Here is a 21,627-nt window from a genome sequence, read left to right as displayed (position 1 = left end):
CCAGTACGCCCAGCGCCGGACCTCCGAAGGCAAGACCCCCCGGGAGATCCGACGCTGCCTCAAGCGCTACATCGCCCGCGACCTCTACCGACTACTCGAAGCCGGACCCACCACCCCTTGACGAACCATAGGAGCGTCGCCGGGCGCCTCGTCGTCAGGCCGTGTGCGCCGGGCGACGCTCGCTGCGCGGGGCGCGAGCCGCCGGCGCCCCCTTGTCCGGGGCGATGCGCAGCTGGCGGCCGGCCACGTTGGCCCGGCCGATCTTGTTCATGGCCGCGTCGTCGAGCGGCTTGGTGATGTCGACCAGCGAGAAGCTGCCGAAGATGTCGATCTTGCCGATGTCGGCACCACGCAGGCCGCCCTCGTTCGTCAGCGCGCCGACGATGCCGCGGGGCTGGGCACCGTGGGCGTGGCCGACGGCGACCCGGTAGCGGGTGCCCTCGGCCGGGCGACGGATACCGCGGGGGCGGTCCCCGTCGCGGTCGGCGCGAGGGTGGCGCCGGGTGCGGTCGCCGTCGCGGTCCGAGCGCTCGGCGCGCTTCGTCTCACGGGTGCGACCGCCCTTGACCTCGGCGCGCTCCTTCTCGTGCTCGGCCTGGGCGGCGAGGTGCTGCGGACCGTCGTCGCCCACCGCGAGCGCCAGCAGGGCGGCCGCCACCTGGGCGGGGTCGGGCGTGGTGCCGTCCTCGCCGGGGGTCAGGTGCTCGGTGAGCAGCTGGGTGTACAGGTCGAGCCGGCCGGCCTCGAGGCGGGTGGGCACCGTGGACAGGATGGTGCGCGCACGGTGGGCGGAGACGTCCCGGGGGGAGGGGATCTCGGCCTCGACGAGGCGGGTGCGGATGGTGCGCTCGATGTGCTTGAGCTTGCCGCGCTCGTGGGGGGTCACGAAGGACAGGGCCTTGCCGGTGCGGCCGGCGCGGCCGGTACGGCCGATCCGGTGGACGTAGGCCTCGGCCTCGCGGGGCAGGTCGAAGTTGACGACGAGGCCGATGCGGTCGACGTCGAGACCGCGGGCGGCGACGTCGGTGGCGACCAGGACGTCGAGGGCGCCGCTGCGCAGGCGCTCGACGATCTTCTCGCGCTCCTTCTGGGCGACGTCGCCGGAGATGGTGGCGGCGGACACGCCGCGCTCGACGAGGGCGACGCCGACCTCCTCGGCGGCCGCACGGGTGCGGGTGAAGACGATGGTGGCGTCGGCGTCGGAGGTGGCCAGGACGCGGACCAGGGAGCCGACCTTGTGGCGGAACGGCACCACGGCGTAGGTCTGCTCGACGGTGGTGACGGTGCTGGACTGCCGGCTGACGGCGATCTGCACGGGGTCGGTGAGGTGGGTGTCGGCGACCTGGCGGATCGCGGGAGGCATGGTGGCGGAGAACAGGGCAACCTGCCGCTCGGCGGGTGCCTGGCCGAAGATGGTCTCGACGTCCTCGGCGAAGCCCATGCGCAGCATCTCGTCGGCCTCGTCCAGGACGAGGAACTTCACGGTGTCGAGGTGGAGCGCGCCGCGGTCGAGGTGGTCCATCACGCGGCCGGGGGTGCCGACGACGACGTGGACGCCGTCGCGCAGGGCGCGCTGCTGCGGCTGGTAGGGGGCCCCGCCGTAGACGGGCAGGACCTGCACGCCGGGCAGGTGGGTGGCGAAGGACTCGACGGCCTCGGCGACCTGCATGGCGAGCTCACGGGTGGGGGCGAGCACGAGCGCCTGCACGTGGCCGCGGGCGACGTCGGCGTCGGGGTCGAGGGCGGCCAGCAGGGGCAGGCCGAAGGCGGCGGTCTTGCCGGTGCCCGTCTGGGCGACACCGGTGATGTCGCGGCCGGCGAGGAGCGGGGGGACGGCCTCGGCCTGGATCGGCGAGGGCGTGGTGAAGCCCAGGTCGTCGACGGCGCTCTGCAGCGGCGCAGGCAGGCCGAGGTCGCGGAAGGTGGGCTGGGCGTCGGTGGGCAGCGTGGAGTCAGGGGTGCTCATGAGCGATGACCGTTCGTCGGGTGCGGGGGAGTCCTGCGTCGCCGTGACGGCGAGGCGGTCGCTCGGTCCCGGACACACACCTGCCCCGCCGCTGATGGCGGGACCCTTGAACACGCGGGAAGACGACGAACTCCGAAGGATGTCCTCCCATGCTACGGGGCGGGGCTCGCCGTGGGCAGTGCCCGGTCCGGTGAGGTTGCCCACTACGTCGTGAGTGAGCCGGTGGTGCGTAGGATGTGCGGGGTAGCAGCCCGGTGGACGCAGGCGGTGAACGTGCAGGCAGGTCGGCAGGCCGACTCGGCGGTGTGGACGGTGCCGAACGTCGTCAGCATGCTCCGGCTGGCGCTGGTCCCGGTGTTCGCGGTCCTCATCGTCACGGGCGAGGACGTCTGGGCGCTGGTGGTGCTGGCCGTGTCCGGGGCGACGGACTGGCTCGACGGCGTGCTGGCGCGTCGGCTGAACCAGGTGACGAAGCTGGGCCAGATGCTCGACCCGGCCGCCGACCGGCTGTTCATCCTGGTGACCCTGATCGGCCTGGCATGGCGCGAGGTCATCCCGTGGTGGGTGCTGGCCGTCATCGTGTCGCGCGACGTCATGCTGGCCTTCCTGGTGCGGCCGCTGGCACGCCGGGGGTACGGTCCGGTGCCGGTGACCTTCGTCGGCAAGGCCGGCACGTTCGCCCTGCTGTACGCGTTCCCGCTGCTGCTGCTGGCCTCGATGCCCGGTGGCGTCGGTGCGGTGGCGCACGTGGTCGGCTGGGCCTTCGCCTGGTGGGGCATCGGCCTGTACTGGTGGGCAGGTCTGCAGTACGTGCGTCATGTGCGCCGGCTGGTGGACGACGACCGAGACGACGCGCGGACGGAGGGTGCGGCATGAGTGTTCCGACGCAGCGGCGCCCTGACGAGTCGATGACGCTGCTCGTCGAGGTGATGGAGCGCCCGCTGGACCCTGGCTACGCGCAGGCGGCCGAGCGCCGGGCGGCCGGCGAGCGCCCGAGCCGTGCGACCTGGCTCCTGCTCGGTCTGGTGGCGGTGCTGCTGGGGCTGATGACGGTGGCCGCCGCGCAGCAGCTGCGAGCGCCGGTGGAGGGCGTCTCCGCCCGCGAGGTGCTGGAGGAGGAGATCACCGAGCGCCAGGCGATCGCCGACGACCTGCGGGAGCGGTCGGCCTCGTTGTCGGCGGAGATCGCGACGCTGAACGAGGAGGCGCTGGCGGCGCAGGACGCCGAGCTGCTGGACCGGGTGCGGCTGGACGGGGTGACGACCGGGTCGGTGCCCGTGTCCGGACCCGGGCTGGTGGTGACGCTCAGCGACGGCGCCGCGGGCACGACGCCGGACGGCACGGCGTCGTCGGCGCCGGTGCAGGCCGTGGATCTGCAGCGGGTGGTCAACGCGCTGTGGGCCTCGGGCGCCGAGGCCATCAGCGTGGGCGGCGAGCGCCTGACGTCGGTGTCGGCGATCCGGCACGCGGGTCAGGCGATCATGGTCGACCTGGTGCCGCTGCCGGGACCGAGCTACGAGGTGCGGGCGATCGGTGACCCCGAGGCGATGCAGACCGCGTACGCTCGGACCGACGCGCCGGCCTACACCCAGCTGCTGTCGTCCCAGTACGGCATCGCGTCGTCGGTCTCGACGGCGGACTCGTTGGACCTGCCCGGCGTGGGCAGCCAGTTGTTGCGGTACGCGGAGCCGGTGGGTCCGGACGCAGACCAGGAGGGGAACTCATGATCGCCGTCGTCGGGCTCGTGATCGGCGTGGTGGCCGGTCTGCTGCTGGAGCCGACCGTGCCGGTGGCTCTGCAGCCGTACCTGCCGATCGCGGTGGTGGCGGCGCTGGACGCGTTGTTCGGCGGTCTGCGCGCCAAGCTGGACGGGCTGTTCGACGACAAGGTCTTCGTGGTCTCGTTCCTGTCGAACGTGCTGGTGGCGGCGTTCATCGTGTTCCTGGGCGACCAGCTCGGGGTCGGGTCGCAGCTGTCGACCGCGGTGGTGGTCGTGCTGGGCATCCGGATCTTCTCGAACGCGGCCGCGATCCGACGGCACCTGTTCAAGGCGTGAGGATGAACGACAAGGACGAGCGCGAGGAGCCGGTGGAGCCGCGCGAGGACACCCCGGAGGCGACCGAGGCCGGGGAGGGGCCGCAGCCGGCCGTGGACCCGCTGGACCGTTCGGTCCCCGTGGAGCGCCTGGAGGACCCCGCACCGGCGCACGCCGCCGACGCTCCTGAGGTGCCCGCGGAGCACACCGACGGGGCCGACACCCGGCCGGGGACCTCCGAGCCCGACCACACGTCGCCCGAGCACACCTCGCCGGAGGACTCCCCGCCCGAGGACACCACCGCGAGCGCCGCTCCCGAGGACGACCGGCCCGAGGACCAGCGGGAAGCGCCCGCTGAGGAGGATGCCCACGAGTCCGCGGACGCGGACGGGCCCGCCGACACCGAGCAGGCAGCGACCCCGGCCACCGGGTGGCGCGCGCTCGGCGAGGCCATGCACCCGCGCGGCAACCGGTCCCAGCTGCTGGCGGCCGTGCTGTGCGCGGCCCTGGGCTTCGCGCTGGTGGTCCAGGTCCAGCAGTCGTCCCAGGACCCGTTGTCCTCGGCCCGCCAGGACGACCTGGTGCGTCTGCTGGACGAGGTGACGCAGCGCGCCGAGCAGCTCGGCGACGAGGTGGCCGACCTGACCCGGACGCGCGACGAGCTGGCCTCGGGCACCGGGCAGGCCCAGGCCGCCCTGGAGCTGGCCGAGGACCGCGCGACGTCGGAGGGCATCCTGTCGGGCCGGCTGCCCGCCGTCGGGCCGGGGCTGGAGATCCGTATCAGCGACCCGCAGCGCGTCCTGGCGGCGTCGAAGCTGTTCAACATGCTCGAGGAGCTGCGCAACGCCGGCGCGGAGGTCGTGGCCGTCAACGACGTGCGGCTGGTGACGTCCACGTGGTTCATGGACGGCGAGGGCGGCGTCATCGTCGACGGCCGGCTGATCGAGCCGCCCTACCGGTGGCAGGTCATCGGCGACCCGGCGACGTTGACGCCCGCGCTGGAGATCCCCGGCGGTGCGCTGGCCGCCGTGCGCAACGACGGGGCGGAGGCCACCACCGTCGAGCGCGACGAGGTCGAGATCTCCGCCGTGCGGGTGCCCAGCGAACCGCAGTACGCGACGCCGCAGCGCCCCGAGGAGTAGAACCACCCGCAGAACCACCCCCGTCGGGCCGCAGGGCCGCTTCCGTCCGCGGGTGGTGAGAAGATAGGTTGAGCGGACGACGGTGCACGTCGACCGTGTGATCCAGCAGGAGGACGAATGACGGACCCGCGCTCCAAGCCGCCGCACGAGGCCGGCGTGGACACCACCGCGCACCTCGGCCGGATCGGTGGCTCGACGGAGGAGCAGACCCCGCGCGTCCCGCTGACCGCCGAGGAGTCGGCCGCCGTGTCCGCGCTGCCCCGGCACTCCGCCCTGCTGGTCGTGCAGTACGGGTCCGGCGCCGTGGGCGAACGCTTCCTGCTCGACACCGACCGCACCGTGGCGGGCCGCAGCGAGCACGCCGACATCTTCCTCGACGACGTCACCGTCTCCCGCAAGCACGCCGAGTTCGTCCGTGAGGGCGACCGCTTCGTCGTGCGCGACATCGGCTCGCTGAACGGCACCTACCTCAACCGGGACCGGATCGACGCGGCCGTGCTCACCACCGGTGACGAGGTCCAGATCGGCAAGTTCCGCATGTCCTTCCACGCCAGCCCGCAGGCGCCCCGGGACATCCAGGCGCCGGGGTCGTGACAGCCGGTTCCGGGGCGGCCTCGGCTCCGGAGCCCGACGCGCCCGAGCCGTGGCCGCGGGGCATCTCGCGGCACGCCGGCATGCGCATCTCCGACGTGCTGAACCACCTGCGCGGAGACTTCCCGCACGTGTCGCACTCCAAGCTGCGCTTCCTGGAGGACCAGGGACTCATCACGCCGGTGCGCACCCCGGCCGGCTACCGGCAGTACAGCCCCGCCGACGTCGAGCGGCTGCGGTTCGTGCTGGCCGAGCAGCGCGACTCCTACCTGCCGCTGAAGGTCATCAAGGAACGCCTCGCCGCCATGGACGCCGGGGAGCCCGCGCCCGCACCGTCGCCGCGCCTGGCCGCTCCCGCCGGGGCGACGGGGGAGGCGCGGCGGCGCTGGACCGTGGAGTCGGTCGCCGAGACGACCGGCAGCAGCGTCGAGCTGGTCCGGTCCCTGGTCACGGCCGGCGTGCTGCACACCACCCCGGACGAGGCCCTGGACGGTTCGGCCGCCGAGGTGGTCCGCATCGTGCAGCGCCTGACCGAGCACGGTATCGAGCCGCGCCACCTGCGCCCGCTGCGCTCCTCGGCCGACCGCCACGTCGCGCTCGTCGACCAGGCCGTGGCCCCGTACCGCAGCCAGCAGCGCGGCAACAGTGCCGAGGCCGCCGCCGACCTGGCCGCCGAGCTCGGCGAGCTGCTGGCCCGCCTGCACACCACCTGGGTCCGCCAGGGCACCCGGGGCACGGACTGACCACCTCCTGACGCACCGTCCGGCACGGCGGAGGGCGCCGCGTCGTCGTACCGTGGAGAAGGTGGACAGAGACGAGGGCGCGCAGGCGCCCATGGTGCCGGTCGAGGTGCTCGGGGTGCGCCAGCAGCAGAACGACCAGGAGATCGTCGTGCTGCTCCTGGACACCTCCGCCGAGCTCGCCGTCCCCATCGTCATCGGTGCCCGCGAGGCCTCGGCCATCGCCATGGCGCAGGCGGGCGTGGCCACCCCGCGACCCATGACCCACGACCTGCTGCGCGACCTGCTCACCGCCGTCGGGGTCGAGCTCGACCAGGTCGAGATCGTCGCGCTGGACGGCGGCATCTTCTTCGCCGAGCTCGTGCTGTCCAACGGCACCCGGCTCGACTCGCGCGCGTCGGACGCGATCGCCCTGGCGGTGCGCACCGGGAGCCCGGTGCTGTGCTCGGCCGAGGTCGTGGCCGCCGCCGGCGTGGAGGTCGTCGACCTCGCCCAGCAGCGCGAGGTCGAGAAGTTCCGCGACTTCCTCGACCACGTCAACCCCGAGGACTTCACGGCGCCGGAGGGGGAGGACAGCCCCGACACGCCACCTTGACCCTGCGGCCGGCGACGACGGGACGCGCGTATCCTCGAGGCACACCCTCGGCCGATGCCGAGCGGCCGCACCGCAGGTCACGGCTCGGCATCAGCCCGCGACACGCCGCGTGCGCCGGAGGCGACGTCGTTGACGGCCCCCCGGGGCCGCCATAGCGTGGAAGCGACATCACGGGAGGCACAGTGGACAGCAGTGGCGAGGCCAGCGCCTCGGTCGACCCCACCCCGGCAGGCGCCCAGGGCCTCCTGTTCGGCGAGGACCTCACGGAGCAGGACGCCGGGACCGGCTACCGCGGGACCACGGCCTGCCGCGTCGTGGGCATCACCTACCGCCAGCTCGACTACTGGGCCCGCACCGGGCTGGTCGAGCCGTCCATCCGTGCCGCTACCGGGTCGGGGACCCACCGGCTGTACAGCTTCCGCGACGTGCTCGTGCTCAAGATCGTGAAGCGGCTGCTGGACACCGGCGTCTCGTTGCAGCAGATCCGCACCGCGGTGACCCACCTGCGCGAACGCGGCGTCGAGGACCTGGCGCAGATCACCCTGATGAGCGACGGCGCCTCGGTGTACGAGTGCACCTCTCCCGACGAGGTCGTCGACCTCGTCCAGGGAGGCCAGGGCGTCTTCGGCATCGCCGTCGGACGGGTGTGGCGCGAGATCGAGGGCACCCTGTCCCAGATGCCGACCGAGTCCCTCGAGCAGGACGACCCGGAGGTCGTGCGGGCCGGCGACGAGCTCGCCGCCCGGCGTCGCGCACGGACCGCCGGCTGACCGGTCGGCCCGTCCACCACCACCACGGCCCCGTGGGGGGCCCGTCCCCGCGGTACGCGGTGGACCGACGTGTCAGAGCAGCGGCTCGAGCGGCTCCAGCACGCGCTCGGCGACCTTGTTGACGAACGAGCGGCCCAGCCACTCCTCGTAGGTCAGCTCCCGCGAGTTCGACTCGTCCATGCGGAACACGTCCTCGAGCCGGGCGGCGAGCCCCCGGTCGACGATGTCGAGGTTGATCTCGTAGTTGCCGGTCAGGCTCAGCCGGTCGATGTTCGCCGTGCCGACCGTCGCCCACCGGCCGTCGATCGTCGCGGTCTTGGCGTGCACCATCGCGCCCTGGTACAGCATGATCCGCACCCCGCCGCGCAGCAGCTTGGTGTAGCGGCCCCGGGCGAGCCAGTCCGCGAGCGCGTGGTTGGACCGCTCGGGCACCAGGACACGCACGTCGACGCCGCGGGCGGCGGCGGCCAGCAGCGCCTGCAGGATGTCCCGGTCGGGGATGAAGTAGGCCTGCGTGATGTAGATGTGGCTGGTCGCGCGGTCGATCGCGTCGAGGTAGATGCCGCGGATGGGGAACACCAGGTCGCTGGGGGCGTTGCGCGCCGCGCGCAGCGCGGGCTGCCAGTGCTCGGCGCCCTTGTCCTGCAGGACCGGGTGCCGCGGGCCGCGCCACCGGTTCCAGAAGTCGACGAAGGCGTTGCGCAGCTCCCACACCGCGGGGCCCTCGATGCGCAGGTGGGTGTCGCGCCACTGCGTGGCGTACAGGTCGCCGATGTTGTACCCGCCCACGAAGGCGACCCGGTCGTCGACGACGAGGATCTTGCGGTGGTCACGACCCGAGTGGCGGATGTTGAGCGTCATCAGCCCGGCACGGAACGCGGGGAAGCGCAGGACGTGCACCTGGGGCGGGAAGACGAAGAACGACGGCGGCACGACGAGGTTCGCGAACCCGTCGTAGACGACGTAGACCTGGACCCCGCGGGCGCAGGCGTCGGCGATGGCCTGCTTGAACCGTTCGCCCGTGCGGTCGCCCTTCCAGATGTAGGACTCGAGCATGACCGTGTCCTCGGCGGACTCGATCGCCTCGATCATGTCCTCGTACAGGTCGGCGCCGAAGGTGTAGAGCGTGGCGTCCGACCCCTCGACGTCCGTGGTGGACGGTCTGGCGGTGGGGAAGTGGGCGTCCAGCGGGTGGCGCTGGCCGCGCACCTTGTCGATCGCCATCACGGCCGCGCCGGCGGTCACGGGGATCGCGGCGGCCACGGCCGCGGCACGGCCGGCGAGTCGCAGGACTCGGCGCCAGTCCACCTGGATGTCGACGGGGAGGGCGGAGCGAAAGGATCCTTCGGGCACAGGCTCACCGTAGCGACGACTCGGAGGATCTGCCCGGCGAATCGGACAGGTCCCCTCGGGGGGCGCCTTCCAGGGAGCGGGCCAGGGGGTGGGTGCGCAGCGCGGCGGCCAGCTCGCCGTCGATGCGGTCGAGGTAGACGTCGGTGGTCGCGATGGAGGAGTGGCCGAGCAGCTCGGCCACGACCTTGACGTCCCAGCCGTCGGCGACGAGCAGCGTGGCGGTGGTGTGCCGCAGGGCGTGCGGTGTGGTCGGCCGCCGGTAGGGCTCGGGCATGCGGGCCACCGCCCGGGCGAGCAGGGACCGCACCGCCTGGGTGTCCAGGCGGCGGCCCCGCCAGGACAGCAGCAGCGCGTCCTGGGCGTCCGCGTCGTCGGGACGGCGCTCGGCCAGCCGTGGCCGCAGCGTGGACAGGTAGGTCTCCAGCGCCCCGGCCAGGGGTGCCGTCAGGGCGACGGTCCGCGTGCCGCCGCCCTTGCCGAGGATCCGCCAGGACGTCTGGTCCGGCTCGCGGCGGAAGTCGGCGACGTCGGCGCGCACGAGCTCCGAGACGCGGGGGCCGAGGACCATCAGCAGCGCGACCACGAGGCGGTCGCGGGCCGCGAGCGCCTGGTCGTGGCGGGTGCGTTGCGTGGGGTCGGTGGCCTCCTGCTGGACGGTGCCGAGCAGGGCCTGGGCGGCCGAGGCCGACAGGGCGGTGCGCTGGACCCGGACGCGTTCGCGGACCTTGGCCGGGGGAGCGGCCCACTGCATCGGGTCGGCCTGGACCCAGGCGTGGCGGGCGGCGTGGGAGAAGAAGCGGGTCACCGACTGGCGGAACCGGTTCACGGTGGCCGTGGAGCGGCCGGGGCCGGTCTTGCGGGCGGGGTCGGTGAAGCGGCCGTCGGGTCCGGCCTGGTAGCGCACGAGCGCGGCGTCGACGTCGTCGCCGGTGACGTCGTCGAGCACCCGGTCCGGCCCGAGCAGGTCGACGAGCTCGCGCACGTCGCGACGGTAGGAGCGTTCGGTGGCGGCGGAGAGCACGCCCCGGACGGTCTCGACACGGACCGCGGCGAGGTAGCGCTCGGCGGCGTCGACGACGGAGACCCGTTCGGGGCGGGGCGGTGCGACCATCGGGTGCCTCTTTCGTCGGCCGGCGGCGGGGCGGGCGCAGGCCGGTGACCTGCGACGTCGTCGCTCACGATAGGGCGCACCTCTGACAGGATGACCGGGATGCCCCGTTCTCTCGGCGCTCTCGCCGCCCTGCTGGTCCTGTCCGTGACGCTCCTGTCGGGCTGCACGCCGCCGCCGTCCTACGGTGCGGCGCTGGCCGACGGGGCCGAGCTGGGCGACACCCAGCCGTGGCCGGACTCGGTGCGCGGCGCGATGCCCGGCGTGGGCTACCGGGACCCGTACGGCGGCGCCGCGCCGGTGGACGTCGCCGACGCCGTGATCGTCGGGACGTTCACGGGGTGGCGGTCCGCCGAGCCCCGGCGGCCGGTGCACTGGAGCGGCGACGCCGACGAGTGGGACGTCTACAGCAGGGGAGCGGTGCTCGACCTCGCCGTGGACGAGGTCGTCTCGACCGGGCCGGACGTGACGGTGGGCGACACCGCGCGGGTGCTGCTGGCCGACGGCTTCTTCGAGGAGCGCGACCTCGCCGACGTGGCCGACGAGCTCGTCGCCGTCGACCGGGTCGCCGTGTTCCTGAACCGACCGCTGTTCACCGAGCGGACGGGTTGGGTCGTCAGCCTGGACTGGAGCCTGCTGGGGGAGGTGGCTGGGGACGGAACGGTGACGTGGCCGGTGCTGACCGCGGCGCGCGCGGCGGAGGAGGAGCGCCGCGACGGCGAGGCGCTACCGCCGCAGCGGCAGGGCAGGACGCCGGGCAGCCTTCCGGTCGACGTGGCCACGCTGGCCGAGCTCCGGGCCGAGGCCGAGTGAGGGCCACCCGGCCTCGCGATGCGCAGGACTGCTCAGACAACTGTGTTGCCCTATACACAATGGTATGCGTCGATTGTCCGTTTCAGGATAGCAAGGTGCGCGCCGTGGTGCGCGACGTCACCAGATCGGCCGTTCTGCGAGCGTCCTGGCGTCCAGGCCGCGTGCTAGCGTCCGGGACAGAGTCCACGACCAGGACTCCCGGACGAGGGGTGCCGTACCCGGAGCGCGACAAGACGGCATCGGGGAGTGGTGGTCATGTCCTGGGTTCTTCTCGTGCTCTCCGGCGTGCTGGAAGCCGTGTGGGCGACCGCGCTGGACCGGTCGGACGGATTCAGCCGACTCGTGCCGTCGATCGTCTTCGGCGTGGCGCTGACGGCCAGCATGGCCGGCCTGGCGTACGCGCTCCGCGAGCTGCCGGTCGGCACGGCCTACGCCGTCTGGGTCGGTATCGGCGCGGCGCTGACGGCCGGCTACGCCATGGCGACGGGCGCCGAACCGGTCACCGTGGTGCGCATCGCGCTGATCCTGGGGATCGTGGCCTGCGTCGCCGGGCTGAAGATCACCACCTGAGCAGCTAGCGCGACGGCGCCACGCTGCGGCGCATCACCGTGTTCTTCATGCCCTTGGGCCGGATGAAGTCGAAGCCGGCGCGCTCGTAGACGGCCTTGGTCCCGTTGTACAGGAACGACGAGGAGAGGCGGCGCTCGCCGGGGATGTGCGGGTAGCCCTCGACGATCCCTCCGCCGTCCCGTGCGATCAGGTCGAGGGCGCCCTGCAGCGCCACGGTCACCAGGCCGTGCTGGCGGAACCGCTTGTCGACGAAGATGCAGGTGATCCGGTAGTCCGGCTCGAGGTCCTGCTCGGCGAGGTACTGCTTGAGGTGGTGGAGGCGGGGCAGCTCCGCCGGTGTCCCGTACTCGGCCCAGGCGACCGCTTCCTCGCCGTCGTCGCCCTCACGGACCACGAGCGCCGCGTGGGCGACACCCTCGTCGACGAGGCGCTGCTTGAACGCCCGGTTGCCGTCGTAGCCCGGGCCACGGTCGTCCCGGTCGGGATGGAAGCTGGTGCACCAGCACCCGCCGAAGATGCCGTGGTGGCGTTCCACGAGCGCGGCGAACAGCGGCCAGGTGTCCGGGGTCAGGGCCTTGATCGTCGTCGAGCCGGGGTCCTGGTGCGGCATGGTTCGACTGTAGCGAGCGGTGACCCCGGCGACCAGGGGTCGACCCGGGGGACGTGGAGCAGGCGCTCGAGCAGGGGTCCTCATCCCGCAGAATGACATAATGTACATTATCGGCCTACTGGGGATCCGCAGGAATCCGGGCCTCAGCCCCTCTCGTGCCGCTCGCCGGTCCGGATCGTCGGGAGCTGCCCGGATCGTCCGACCGGATCTTCTGCGCGCATCGTCGCTCCGCGCACCACCCGCTGCGGCGGTTCTCGCCACGCACGGCACCCACCGTCGGCGGACGCCTCCCGTCGGAGCGCGTCGATACCGTCGCGGATCGCCCGTACGCCGGCGTCCTGGGCCCGGTCGACCCCGTGCGCGCGTCGTGCCGAGCTCGACGGGCGGGCGACGGCGTCTGCGATCTTCCCTCTCCGTGCCTCTCCCCTGCCGTGCGAGCGAGATTGCTTGACTGCAGCATGAACGATGCATCTGGATACACCCTGGTGACATCCAGGAAGCATTGCGCTGGTAGTCATGAGGTGCACGTCTGTTCGGAATGATCACTTCGTCGGAGAGGTATCAGCATGTCAGGCAGAAAGTCACTCAGGGCGGCTACCGCGGCCCTCATGGTGGGTGGGCTCCTTCTCGGAGGGGCCTCGGTCGCCGGGGCACACCCCGGCCACGACTTCAGCGGCGACAGCAAGCCGTTCAAGGAGCGCTACTTCGACAACGGCGTCGTGGGCGACGTCAGCCCCGGCGGTGTGCCCATGGAGGCGCTGTCGGGTGCGCGGTGCGAGGACGGTATGGCTGCCGACCTCTTCCCGTGCCACAAGGTCGACCTGGCCTCCTTCACCCCGCTGCAGGACCTGGACTCCACGTTCCTCAACGACCTGTGGGGCTGGGAGGACGAGGTCACCGGCATGCAGCTGGCGATCGTCGGCACGTACGAGGGCACCGCGTTCGTCGACGTCACCGACGGCGAGAACCCCGTCCTGCTCGGCACCCTGGGCGCGGTGGACCCGGGCGACTCGGGCAACACCTGGGGCGACGTCCGCGTCTTCGAGGACACGGCCTACATCGTCACCGAGTCGATCGACCTCAGCACCTACGACCCGGCCACCGGCTACCTCGAGGGCAACGGCGTCCAGATCGTCGACCTGACCCAGTTCCGCGGCGTGACCGAGGAGATCGAAGTCGTCGAGGAGCCGCGGATCACCGACTTCACCCAGAGCCACAACGTCTCGATCAACACCGAGACGGGGCGGATGTACGTCGTCGGCGCGGTGTACTCGGTCAAGAACGAGTGCGCCACGGCGGAAGGGACCGTGTACAGCGGCTCCGGCGGTGCGATCGTCTACGACCTCAACGGCGACCCGGCCGCGCCCAGCCTCATCGGCTGCCTCAACGAGGACGGGTACACCCACGACATCCAGTGCGTGGTCTACGAGGGCCCGGACGAGGACTACCAGGGCCGCGAGATCTGCATCGGGTCCAACGAGGACACCGTCACGCTGTACGACGTCACGGACATCGACAACCCCGTGGTGCTGTCCCGGCTCGACTACGAGGCGGCCGCCTACACCCACCAGGGCTGGCTCAGCGAGGATCACCGGTTCTTCTTCCTCGGTGACGAGCTGGACGAGCTCTACGGCACCGCCCCGGAGCGCACCACCTACATCTGGGACTTCAGCGACCTGGACGACGCCGAGCTCATCGGCATCCACGGCGACGGCAACTCGTCGATCGACCACAACATGTTCGTCAAGGACGGGCTGCTGTACCAGTCCAACTACACGTCCGGACTGTGGATCTACGACACCTGGAAGGCCGAGCAGGGGCGGGTGACGTCGCGGGGCTACTTCGACATCTTCCCGTCCGACGACCGGACCGACTTCTTCGGCACCTGGGGCAACTACCCCTACTTCGGTGACGGGAAGGTCGTCGTGACCAGCAGCGACGAGGGCCTGTTCGTCCTGCAGTCGCGGGCCAAGAGCTCCTCGCAGAACAACGGCAAGGGAGTGTCGCCCGCGTCGGTCCGCTGACGGGCACCGGGCGATGAGCGTCGCGGCGGTCGGACCGTTCCGGGTCCGGCCGCCGCGGCGTTCGTGCTGCTCAGCCGGCCCGTTCGAGGTCGAGCGCGAAGTCGGTCCGCCACGTGGTGCCGCCGTCGTCCGACGCCTGCCAGCGACCCGTGATCCGGTCCGGCGCCACCGCGGCGACGAACCGCTGGAACATGTCGTCGTCCTCGCGGGTCAGTGTCCAGCGCCCGTCGTCGACGTCCATGGCGAAGACGCGGCTCACGCCGCGCTCGTCGTGGTAGAGCGCCGTGTAGGCGTCGCGCACGTCGTGGTGCCCGAGGGCCAGGCTCATCGCGCTACCGGTCGCGCCGTCGCCACCCGGGGTGGTCCAGCGGCAGAGCACGAAGGCGTCGTGCCACCACTCGATCGTCGTCGTGCCGACGACGGGCTGCTCGGTAGGTTCCAGGAACCACGCGTCGTGCATCGTGGTCCGCCAGGTCCCGGTCAACCCGTCGAGCCGCTGCATGGAGGCGCTGCGCATCGGTTCTCCCCTGCTCTTTCGTCGGTCGATGTCCTGGTGGACGACACCGGCGGCCGGGACTCCTCGCCCCTCGGGCGTGCGCGGGCGCTCAGGCGTCCATCGCGGCGATCTGGACCAGGTTGCCGCACGTGTCGTCCAGGACGGCCGTCGTCACCGGGCCCATCGACAGCGGCTCCTGGGTGAATCGCACGCCGAGGTCGCGCAGGCGCTCGTGCTCGGCGTGCACGTCGTCGACGGCGAACTGGGCGGCCGGGATGCCGTCGGCCACCAGGGCGGCCTTGAAGGGGCCGACTGCGGGGTGGTCGGACGGCTCCAGGAGCAGCTCGGGGCCGTCGGGATCCTGCGGCGACGCTACGGTCAGCCAGCGGTTCTCCCCCATCGGGATGTCGTGCCGGACGACGAACCCGAGGGCTTCGGTGTAGAAGCGGCGGGCGACCTCCTGGTCGTCGACGAAGATGCTGGTCAGGTGGATCTTCATGGTGCGTCCTTCCGTTCGTCGGGCACGGGCCACCGCGCGACGATCTGTCGCAGCGGTGAGGTGTCGAGGTCGTGGAACTTGTACCGCCCCTCACGGCGCGTGGTGACGAGCCCCGCGCCCTCGAGCACGGCCAGGTGCTGCGACACCGCTTGGCGGGACATCGACAGCCCGTGCTTCATGGTCAGCCGCGTGCAGATCTCGAACAGCGTCTGCCCGGACTGCTCGGCGAGCTCGTCCAGGATTGTGCGCCGCGTCGGGTCGGCCAGCGCCTTGTAGAGGTCCTCGGCCACAGGTCGAGGATAGGCAAGCCCGCACTTGCCTGTCTAGCGCAGTACGACCGGGCCGCCACTCCCCTGCCTGGTTGCGAGACGACGACCGTCACGGACGATGGGACCGGTCGACGTCACCGGACGCCTCTCGACAGGAGCCAGCCATGGACCTCGGAGCCTTCTCCGTCAGCCTCGCAGTGCAGGACCTGGACGCCTCTCGGCACTTCTACGAGCGGCTCGGGTTCACCGTCTTCGGCGGCGACGCCGAGCAGAACTGGCTCATGCTGCGCAACGGTGACCACGTGATCGGGCTGTTCCAGGGCATGTTCGAGCGCAACATCCTCACGTTCAACCCGGGGTGGGACCAGCAGGCGCGTCCCGTGGACGGCTTCACCGACGTGCGCGAGCTGCAGCGCCGGGTCCGGCAGGCCGGCGCCGAGCTCGAGACCGCGGCCGACGAGACGACGACCGGCCCGGCGAGCTTCGTGCTGATCGATCCCGACGGCAATCCCGTGCTCGTCGACCAGCACGTCTGAGGCCGCTGGTCACGTCTCGGTCCGGCGCAGCGCACGTTGCGCCCGCGCCACGGTCCGGGCGAGCTCCTCGTCCGGGCGACCCTGGAGCAGGGCGAACGCGACGATCTGCAGCGGGAAGGTGCCGGCGAAGCCGCGGGCGCGGTGCACGGTGTCCGGGTCCGCGAGCGCCGTGGCCGCCGACCAGAGGTCGAAGGAGGTGGCCACCGTGGCGACGTCCTCGGCGGGGTCCTCGCGCGCGGTGAGGTCCCAGTCCAGCACCGCACCGACCCGGTCGCCGTGCCACAGCACGTTGGTGGACCCGAGGTCGCCGTGGTTCACCGTGCGGGGCGCGTCCTCGACGGTGGCGAGCACGTCGATGCGTCGCACGGCCTCGCCCCGTAGGTCGGCGTCGAGCAGGGGGACGACGCGGTCGCGGAGGGTCGCTTCCCAGTCCTCTCCCCCGCAGAACGCCCGGCGCTGCGCGAGGTACGGCTCGAGCGGGGCCGGGTCGAGCCCGTGCACGGCGTCGAGCACCTCGCGCAGGGCGCCGGCGTCGGGGCGGGTGGCCGGCGTCGTGGTGCCGTGCAGGCGGCGGGTCGCGACGGTGAGGTGCCCGTCGAGCTCGACGGGCGCGGCGAGCGACCGGGGAACGTCGAACGGCAGGTCGGGCAGGGCGTCCACGAGTCGTTGCGCCCGGAGCACCTCTCCCCCGGCCCGGCGCTCCCGCGCGATGCGGACCGCCGCTCGATCGGTGAGTGCCACCAGGGTGTTCGACCCGTGCTCGACCCACTCGGGGTCGTGGGGCGGCGGGTCGACGTCCGCGAGCGCCGCGGCGACGAGGGCGTCCAGCGTCGGCTGGTCGGGGCGCGGGTAGCGGGTCTCGTGCGCCACCAGGTCACGCCTCCGGGGTCCGCACCATGCGCAGGTCGGTGACGCCGTCGGCGACGGTGGTGGCGCCGTCCGGGGTGAAGCCGTGCTTGCGGTAGAAGGCCTGGGCGCGCGGGTTGGGCTCGGCGACCCAGAGTGCCGCGGACTCCTCCGGGCCGATCACGGCCTCCAGCAGCCCGGGGCCCGCTCCGGTGCCGTGGTGGGCGGCGTCGAGGTAGAGCACGAACAGCTGGCGCGACCAGGCGGCGTCGTCGTCCACGGGTGGACCGGACATCGCGATGCCGACGATCTCGTCGTCGGCGGTCGCGACGGCCGTGCGGTGTCCGCGGTCGTCCTGGACCGCCAGCACGTGGGTCCACAGCCGCTGGCGGGCGTCGACGAACCCGGGGTCGTCGAGCACGTGGTCGGGCATCAGCCCGCGGTAGGTCTGCTGCCAGCAGCGCACGTGCACACGGGCCATCGCCGTGGCGTCGTCGGGGCGTGCGGGGCGGACCCGGGGCGAGCTCATGCGCCGACCGTACCGGCCGCCGGGCGCGCTGGGCCGCGCCCGGCGGTGGGGTCATCCGCCGACGTAGTCGGCCAGGTGCCGGCCGGTCAGGGTGGACCGGTCGGCGACGAGCTCGGCCGGGGTGCCCTCGAAGACGACGCGACCGCCGTCGTGCCCGGCGCCGGGGCCGAGGTCGACGAGGTGGTCGGCGTGGGCCATGACCGCCTGGTGGTGCTCGATGACGACGACCGTCTTGCCGGCGTCGACGAGCTGGTCGAGCAGCGCCAGGAGGTTCTCGACGTCGGCCAGGTGCAGCCCGGTGGTGGGTTCGTCGAGCACGTAGGTGCCGCCGCGTTCACCCATGTGCATGGCGAGCTTGAGGCGCTGGCGCTCTCCCCCGGACAGGGTGTTCAGGGGCTGACCGAGGTGCAGGTAGCCGAGCCCGACGTCGCGCAGGTGGGTCAGGGTCGTGGCGACGGCCGGGACCCGGGCCTCGCCGGTGGAGAAGAACGCGTGGGCCTCGGTGACGGACAGGTCGAGGACGTCGGCGATGTTCTTGCCGCCCAGGGTGTGGTCGAGCACCTCGGCCATGAAGCGGCGCCCGCCGCAGTCCTCGCAGGGTGTCTCGACGGTCTCCATGAAGCCGAGCTCGGTGTAGATGCGCCCGTTGCCCTTGCAGGTGGGGCACGCGCCCTCGGAGTTGGCGCTGAACAGGGCGGGCTTGACGCCGTTGGCCTTGGCGAAGGCCTTGCGGACCGGTTCGAGCAGGCCGGTGTAGGTGGCGGGGTTGGAGCGCCGTGAGCCCTTGATGGCGCCCTGGTCGACGACGACGACACCGTCACGGCCCGCGAGGTTGCCGTGGATCAGCGAGCTCTTGCCCGAGCCGGCGACGCCGGTGACGACGGTGAGCACGCCGGTGGGGATGTCGACGTCGATGCCCTGCAGGTTGTTCTGCCTCGCCCCGCGGATCTCCAGGGCGCCGGTGGGCTCGCGCACGGAGTTCTTGAGACGGGCGCGGTCGTCGAGGTGGCGGCCGGTGAGGGTGCCGCTGGCGCGCAGCCCGTCCACGGTGCCCTCGTAGCAGAGCGTGCCGCCGTCGGACCCGGCGCCCGGCCCCAGGTCGACGACGTGGTCGGCCACGGCGATGGCCTCGGGCTTGTGCTCGACGACGAGCACGGTGTTGCCCTTGTCGCGCAGGTCGACCAGCAGGTCGTTCATCCGGGCGATGTCGTGCGGGTGCAGGCCGATGGTGGGCTCGTCGAAGACGTAGGTGACGTCGGTCAGCGCCGAGCCGAGGTGGCGGATCATCTTGACGCGCTGCGCCTCTCCTCCGGACAGCGTGCCGGCGGGCCGGTCGAGCGAGAGGTAGCCGAGCCCGATCTCGACGACCGAGTCGAGCAGGGCCACCAGGTGGGCGACCAGGGGTGCGACCTCCGGCTCGTCGACGCCGCGCACCCAGTCGGCGGCGTCGGTGATCTGCATCCCGCACACGTCGGCGATGCTCGCGCCGTGGATCGTGGCCGACCGGGCGGCCTCGTTGAGTCGGGTGCCCTCGCAGGCCGGGCAGGGGCCGAACACGGCGGCGCGCTCGACGAAGCGGCGCACGTGCGGCTGCAGCGAGGCGGGGTCGCGCGAGAACATCGACTCGCGCAGCTTCGGGATCAGGCCTTGATAGGTCATGTTCATGCCCAGGGCCTTGATCTTGCCCTTGTCCCGGTACAGGAAGTCGTGCCGCTCGGTGTCGCTGTAGTCGCGCACCGGCTTGTCGGGGTCGACGAAGCCGGACTCGGAGAAGCCGCGCACCATCCAGCCGTCGGCCTTGTAGCCGGGCGCGAGGATGGCGCCGTCGTTGAGGGACCTCGACTCGTCGACGATGACGGACAGGTCGAGGTCGGACACGGTCCCGCGGCCCTCGCACTCGGGGCACATGCCCCCGAGGTAGACCTGGTCGCGGACCACGGTCTTCTCGGTGGTGCCGCCGGCCCGGTCGGTGCGCATCACCCCCGAGGCGCGTGAGGTCGGCACGTTGAAGCTGAACGCCGTCGGCGGGCCGACGTAGGGCTCGCCGAGGCGGCTGAACAGGTGGCGCAGCATCGCGTGGGCGTCGGTGACGGTGCCCACGGTCGAGCGGGCGTTGGCACCGAGCCGCTCCTGGTCCACCAGGATCGCGGTGGTGACGCCCGACAGGTCGTCGACGTCCGGACGCGGCAGCGACGGCATGAACCCCTGCAGGAACGTCGAGTAGGTCTCGTCGATGAGCCGCCGCGACTCGGCGGCGATGGTGGCGAAGACCAGCGAGCTCTTGCCCGACCCGGACACGCCGGTGAACACCGTCAGACGGCGCTTGGGGATGTCGACGTCGATCTCGCGCAGGTTGTTCTCCCGGGCGCCGCGCACGCGGATGACGTCGTGGGCGTCGGCCGGGTGGACGCCGGCGGCGGTGGTCTCGGTGCGGGTCGCCATCGGCTCAGCCGACCTCGTCGATGCGCACCATGTTGCCCGCGGGGTCGCGGAAGGCGCAGTCGCGCACGCCCCACGGCTGCTCGGCCGGTTCCGAGACGACCTCGACCGCCGCGCCGGCGATCCGGGCGAAGGTGGCGTCGAGGTCCGAGGTGGCCAGGATGATCGACTGGTAGCTGCCCTTGGCCATCAGCTCGGTGATGGTGCGGCGCTCGTCGTCGCTGATGCCCGGGTCCGCGGCGGGCGGGGCGAGCACCAGGCGTACGTCGGGCTGGGACGGCGACACGAGCGTGAGCCAGCGCATCTCGCCGGAGCCGACGTCCTGGACGAGCTCGAAGCCCAGCAGGTCGCGGTAGAAGGCCAGCGACGCCTCGGGGCGGGTGTGCGGCAGGAACGTGGTGTGAATGCGGATGTCCATACCGGTCACGCTAGACATCCGGCGGCGGCGGCGCTTCTCGATTCCTGATCGGGCGGTCGATCTGCTTGGTCACGCACGAGGGCAGCTCGCCGGCCGGCGCGGTGCGGGCCCGGCGGCGATACTCCCCCGGCGGCATGCCCACGAGCTCGCTGAAGCGGGTGGTGAAGGTGCCCAGCGAGGACGAGCCGACGGCGAAGCACACCTCGGTCACGCTCAGGTCGCCGCGGCGCAGCAGCGCCATCGCCCGCTCCACGCGCCGGGTCATCAGGTAGCTGTAGGGCGACTCGCCGTAGGTCTCCTTGAACCGGCGCGACAGGTGCCCCGCCGACATGCCCACCCCGGCCGCGAGCGCCGGCACGTCCAGCGGCTGGGCGTGGTCGCGGTCGATGCGGTCGCGCACGCGGCGCAGCAGCGCGAGGTCGGCCAGGTGCTCCTCGGCGGCGCGGCGGGTCATGTCCCGATCCTGCCAGTGCCGCCCGCGCCGTACGCACGGCACCGCCGGCGTGCTGCGGCGCGCGCGGGGGCTCAGTAGCCGGTGTAGCGCCCGGGGCGGTGGTTCATGGCCAGGACGAGGTTGAGCAGCACGGCGCCGAGGGCGGACAGCAGCACGGTGGTGGCGGGCACGACGGCGAAGGCGGCCAGCACGACGGTGGTGTCCAGGGCCATCTGGACGTACCCGGCGCGCCAGCCGAGGCGCTCCTGGGCGATGAGCGCGACGATGTTGAACCCGCCGAGGCTGGAGCGGTGCCGGAACAGGATGAGCAGGCCGACCCCGGCCAGGGCGTTGCCGGCCAGGACGCCGTACAGCGGCGGCAGGTCCACGGTGCCGAACACGGCCGGGTGCAGCACGGAGAAGCCGGAGACCAGCGCGATGGCGGCGCCGGTGCGCAGGGTGAAGCTCCAGCCCTTCTTGGTGATCGCCAGCAGGAAGAACGGCAGGTTCACCGCGGCGAACAGCACGGCGAAGGGCAGCGGGGCGACGTAGCTGACCAGCAGCGACAGTCCGGCGGTGCCGCCGGTGACGGCGGAGACGGACTCGAGCAGGAACAGTCCGAGGGAGACCACGAAGGTGCCGGTCAGGATGCCGAGGGCGTCCTCGAACGGGGTGTGCTTGACGGCGGTGGGGGCGGTCGGCTGGTCGGCGGGTGCGGGCGGCGTGGTCATCGGCGGGTCGGGTCCTCGTGGGTCCGTGGGCGGGCAGGGGCACGGGGTGGCCGTGCGCGTGCCATGGTGCCACGTGCCGGGAGCGCCACGTGCCGCGGCCAGGACGACGTCCGG

The 21,627-nt window shown here is 72.5% G+C and carries 25 protein-coding genes and 1 riboswitch; of the genes, 12 read left to right on the top strand and 13 right to left on the bottom strand.

Translation table 11 applies throughout. The features are described 5' to 3' along the window. Positions 1–154: 154 nt before the first annotated feature. Positions 155–1,966: a DEAD/DEAH box helicase gene (locus V5O49_RS01050; protein WP_332900600.1), complete on the bottom strand. Its 1,812-nt coding sequence runs from the start codon at positions 1,964–1,966 to the stop codon at positions 155–157. A gap of 273 nt (positions 1,967–2,239) precedes the next feature. Here V5O49_RS01050 and clsA point away from each other — a divergent pair, with 273 nt between their 5' ends. The 8 genes from clsA (at position 2,240) to V5O49_RS01010 (ending at position 7,839) form a co-directional block, all read left to right on the top strand. Beyond that, positions 2,240–2,842 carry a cardiolipin synthase ClsA gene (gene clsA / locus V5O49_RS01045; protein WP_332900603.1) on the top strand — a complete coding sequence of 201 codons (603 nt, stop codon included), beginning with the start codon at positions 2,240–2,242 and terminating at the stop codon, positions 2,840–2,842. Beyond that, positions 2,839–3,693 carry a DUF881 domain-containing protein gene (locus tag V5O49_RS01040; protein ID WP_278234472.1) on the top strand — a complete coding sequence of 285 codons (855 nt, stop codon included), beginning with the start codon at positions 2,839–2,841 and terminating at the stop codon, positions 3,691–3,693. Before clsA ends, V5O49_RS01040 begins: the two co-directional genes overlap by 4 nt. After that, on the top strand, positions 3,690–4,022 hold the full coding sequence (locus tag V5O49_RS01035) for a small basic family protein (RefSeq protein WP_332900599.1): 333 nt from the start codon (positions 3,690–3,692) through the stop codon (positions 4,020–4,022). The genes V5O49_RS01040 and V5O49_RS01035 overlap by 4 nt, the downstream gene beginning before the upstream one ends. A gap of 2 nt (positions 4,023–4,024) precedes the next feature. Next, positions 4,025–5,143, top strand: a complete 1,119-nt coding sequence (locus tag V5O49_RS01030; protein ID WP_332900598.1) for a DUF881 domain-containing protein — start codon at positions 4,025–4,027, stop codon at positions 5,141–5,143. Between the two features lie 117 nt (positions 5,144–5,260). After that, complete coding sequence (locus V5O49_RS01025) at positions 5,261–5,737, top strand: FHA domain-containing protein (protein WP_278234469.1); 477 nt, start codon at positions 5,261–5,263, stop codon at positions 5,735–5,737. Beyond that, positions 5,734–6,477 (top strand): transcriptional regulator FtsR, encoded by a 744-nt coding sequence (gene ftsR / locus V5O49_RS01020; RefSeq protein ID WP_332900597.1) that lies wholly within the window; start codon positions 5,734–5,736, stop codon positions 6,475–6,477. The genes V5O49_RS01025 and ftsR overlap by 4 nt, the downstream gene beginning before the upstream one ends. A 91-nt stretch (positions 6,478–6,568) precedes the next feature. Then, a complete protein-coding gene (locus V5O49_RS01015; protein WP_332900602.1) occupies positions 6,569–7,069 on the top strand; it encodes a bifunctional nuclease family protein in 501 nt (166 codons plus the stop codon). Positions 7,070–7,251: 182 nt separating this feature from the next. Next, positions 7,252–7,839, top strand: coding sequence for a MerR family transcriptional regulator (locus V5O49_RS01010; protein WP_332900596.1), 588 nt, complete (start codon positions 7,252–7,254; stop codon positions 7,837–7,839). Between the two features lie 72 nt (positions 7,840–7,911). Here V5O49_RS01010 and V5O49_RS01005 read toward each other — a convergent pair whose 3' ends face one another. Continuing rightward, complete coding sequence (locus V5O49_RS01005) at positions 7,912–9,192, bottom strand: phospholipase D-like domain-containing protein (protein WP_332900595.1); 1,281 nt, start codon at positions 9,190–9,192, stop codon at positions 7,912–7,914. A 4-nt stretch (positions 9,193–9,196) separates the two neighbouring features. Continuing rightward, entirely contained in the window at positions 9,197–10,303 is a 1,107-nt protein-coding gene (locus tag V5O49_RS01000; RefSeq protein ID WP_332900594.1) for a tyrosine-type recombinase/integrase, read from the bottom strand. Positions 10,304–10,402: 99 nt separating this feature from the next. Here V5O49_RS01000 and V5O49_RS00995 point away from each other — a divergent pair, with 99 nt between their 5' ends. After that, on the top strand, positions 10,403–11,113 hold the full coding sequence (locus V5O49_RS00995) for a hypothetical protein (RefSeq protein ID WP_332900593.1): 711 nt from the start codon (positions 10,403–10,405) through the stop codon (positions 11,111–11,113). A gap of 176 nt (positions 11,114–11,289) precedes the next feature. Then, positions 11,290–11,356: riboswitch (guanidine-III (ykkC-III) riboswitch) on the top strand. A 12-nt stretch (positions 11,357–11,368) separates the two neighbouring features. Then, positions 11,369–11,683, top strand: a complete 315-nt coding sequence (locus V5O49_RS00990) for a DMT family transporter (RefSeq protein WP_332900592.1) — start codon at positions 11,369–11,371, stop codon at positions 11,681–11,683. Between the two features lie 4 nt (positions 11,684–11,687). Here the strand turns inward: V5O49_RS00990 and V5O49_RS00985 are convergent, their stop codons facing one another. Next, a complete protein-coding gene (locus V5O49_RS00985) occupies positions 11,688–12,293 on the bottom strand; it encodes a GNAT family N-acetyltransferase (protein ID WP_332900591.1) in 606 nt (201 codons plus the stop codon). Positions 12,294–12,901: 608 nt separating this feature from the next. Between V5O49_RS00985 and V5O49_RS00980 the strand changes: the two genes are divergently transcribed. After that, positions 12,902–14,317, top strand: a complete 1,416-nt coding sequence (locus V5O49_RS00980; protein ID WP_332900590.1) for a choice-of-anchor B family protein — start codon at positions 12,902–12,904, stop codon at positions 14,315–14,317. Between the two features lie 70 nt (positions 14,318–14,387). Here V5O49_RS00980 and V5O49_RS00975 read toward each other — a convergent pair whose 3' ends face one another. From V5O49_RS00975 to V5O49_RS00965, 3 genes are all read right to left on the bottom strand, one after another. Next, the gene (locus V5O49_RS00975) at positions 14,388–14,834 is read right to left on the bottom strand and encodes a hypothetical protein (RefSeq protein WP_332900589.1); all 447 of its coding nucleotides are present in this window, start codon (positions 14,832–14,834) and stop codon (positions 14,388–14,390) included. An 88-nt stretch (positions 14,835–14,922) separates the two neighbouring features. Continuing rightward, complete coding sequence (locus tag V5O49_RS00970) at positions 14,923–15,312, bottom strand: VOC family protein (RefSeq protein ID WP_332900588.1); 390 nt, start codon at positions 15,310–15,312, stop codon at positions 14,923–14,925. Beyond that, on the bottom strand, positions 15,309–15,602 hold the full coding sequence (locus V5O49_RS00965; RefSeq protein WP_332900587.1) for an ArsR/SmtB family transcription factor: 294 nt from the start codon (positions 15,600–15,602) through the stop codon (positions 15,309–15,311). Before V5O49_RS00965 ends, V5O49_RS00970 begins: the two co-directional genes overlap by 4 nt. Positions 15,603–15,745: 143 nt before the next feature. Here V5O49_RS00965 and V5O49_RS00960 point away from each other — a divergent pair, with 143 nt between their 5' ends. Beyond that, positions 15,746–16,117, top strand: coding sequence for a VOC family protein (locus V5O49_RS00960; protein ID WP_332900586.1), 372 nt, complete (start codon positions 15,746–15,748; stop codon positions 16,115–16,117). 9 nt (positions 16,118–16,126) lie between these two features. Here the strand turns inward: V5O49_RS00960 and V5O49_RS00955 are convergent, their stop codons facing one another. The 6 genes from V5O49_RS00955 to V5O49_RS00930 form a co-directional block, all read right to left on the bottom strand. Then, positions 16,127–16,987 (bottom strand): phosphotransferase, encoded by an 861-nt coding sequence (locus tag V5O49_RS00955; protein ID WP_332900585.1) that lies wholly within the window; start codon positions 16,985–16,987, stop codon positions 16,127–16,129. A gap of 4 nt (positions 16,988–16,991) precedes the next feature. Then, the gene (locus V5O49_RS00950) at positions 16,992–17,492 is read right to left on the bottom strand and encodes a GNAT family N-acetyltransferase (protein ID WP_332900584.1); all 501 of its coding nucleotides are present in this window, start codon (positions 17,490–17,492) and stop codon (positions 16,992–16,994) included. A 51-nt stretch (positions 17,493–17,543) separates the two neighbouring features. Continuing rightward, positions 17,544–19,934: an excinuclease ABC subunit UvrA gene (locus V5O49_RS00945; protein WP_332900583.1), complete on the bottom strand. Its 2,391-nt coding sequence runs from the start codon at positions 19,932–19,934 to the stop codon at positions 17,544–17,546. A gap of 4 nt (positions 19,935–19,938) precedes the next feature. After that, positions 19,939–20,349 (bottom strand): VOC family protein, encoded by a 411-nt coding sequence (locus V5O49_RS00940; protein ID WP_332900582.1) that lies wholly within the window; start codon positions 20,347–20,349, stop codon positions 19,939–19,941. 10 nt (positions 20,350–20,359) lie between these two features. Further along, positions 20,360–20,803, bottom strand: coding sequence for a helix-turn-helix transcriptional regulator (locus V5O49_RS00935; protein ID WP_332900581.1), 444 nt, complete (start codon positions 20,801–20,803; stop codon positions 20,360–20,362). 71 nt (positions 20,804–20,874) lie between these two features. Continuing rightward, a complete protein-coding gene (locus V5O49_RS00930; RefSeq protein ID WP_332900580.1) occupies positions 20,875–21,513 on the bottom strand; it encodes a YitT family protein in 639 nt (212 codons plus the stop codon). Positions 21,514–21,627 lie beyond the last annotated feature (114 nt).

It is taken from the genome of Isoptericola haloaureus, assembly GCF_036689775.1.
Lineage (GTDB): Bacteria > Actinomycetota > Actinomycetes > Actinomycetales > Cellulomonadaceae > Isoptericola > Isoptericola haloaureus.
Note: the sequence above shows the minus strand (reverse complement) of the source record. Positions and strands in the feature narration are given on the sequence as shown.

Coding starts and splice junctions, on each gene's coding strand:
- V5O49_RS01000 (WP_332900594.1), bottom strand. CDS start 10,303: ATGGTCGCACCGCCCCGCCCCGAACGGGTCTCCGTCGTCGACGCCGCC.
- V5O49_RS00945 (WP_332900583.1), bottom strand. CDS start 19,934: ATGGCGACCCGCACCGAGACCACCGCCGCCGGCGTCCACCCGGCCGAC.
- V5O49_RS01030 (WP_332900598.1), top strand. CDS start 4,025: ATGAACGACAAGGACGAGCGCGAGGAGCCGGTGGAGCCGCGCGAGGAC.
- V5O49_RS00985 (WP_332900591.1), bottom strand. CDS start 12,293: ATGCCGCACCAGGACCCCGGCTCGACGACGATCAAGGCCCTGACCCCG.
- V5O49_RS00975 (WP_332900589.1), bottom strand. CDS start 14,834: ATGCGCAGCGCCTCCATGCAGCGGCTCGACGGGTTGACCGGGACCTGG.
- V5O49_RS01025 (WP_278234469.1), top strand. CDS start 5,261: ATGACGGACCCGCGCTCCAAGCCGCCGCACGAGGCCGGCGTGGACACC.
- V5O49_RS01035 (WP_332900599.1), top strand. CDS start 3,690: ATGATCGCCGTCGTCGGGCTCGTGATCGGCGTGGTGGCCGGTCTGCTG.
- V5O49_RS00990 (WP_332900592.1), top strand. CDS start 11,369: ATGTCCTGGGTTCTTCTCGTGCTCTCCGGCGTGCTGGAAGCCGTGTGG.
- V5O49_RS00935 (WP_332900581.1), bottom strand. CDS start 20,803: ATGACCCGCCGCGCCGCCGAGGAGCACCTGGCCGACCTCGCGCTGCTG.
- V5O49_RS00980 (WP_332900590.1), top strand. CDS start 12,902: ATGGTGGGTGGGCTCCTTCTCGGAGGGGCCTCGGTCGCCGGGGCACAC.
- V5O49_RS00940 (WP_332900582.1), bottom strand. CDS start 20,349: ATGGACATCCGCATTCACACCACGTTCCTGCCGCACACCCGCCCCGAG.
- V5O49_RS01015 (WP_332900602.1), top strand. CDS start 6,569: ATGGTGCCGGTCGAGGTGCTCGGGGTGCGCCAGCAGCAGAACGACCAG.
- V5O49_RS00950 (WP_332900584.1), bottom strand. CDS start 17,492: ATGAGCTCGCCCCGGGTCCGCCCCGCACGCCCCGACGACGCCACGGCG.
- V5O49_RS00995 (WP_332900593.1), top strand. CDS start 10,403: ATGCCCCGTTCTCTCGGCGCTCTCGCCGCCCTGCTGGTCCTGTCCGTG.
- V5O49_RS00960 (WP_332900586.1), top strand. CDS start 15,746: ATGGACCTCGGAGCCTTCTCCGTCAGCCTCGCAGTGCAGGACCTGGAC.
- V5O49_RS00930 (WP_332900580.1), bottom strand. CDS start 21,513: ATGACCACGCCGCCCGCACCCGCCGACCAGCCGACCGCCCCCACCGCC.
- V5O49_RS01050 (WP_332900600.1), bottom strand. CDS start 1,966: ATGAGCACCCCTGACTCCACGCTGCCCACCGACGCCCAGCCCACCTTC.
- V5O49_RS01040 (WP_278234472.1), top strand. CDS start 2,839: ATGAGTGTTCCGACGCAGCGGCGCCCTGACGAGTCGATGACGCTGCTC.
- V5O49_RS00970 (WP_332900588.1), bottom strand. CDS start 15,312: ATGAAGATCCACCTGACCAGCATCTTCGTCGACGACCAGGAGGTCGCC.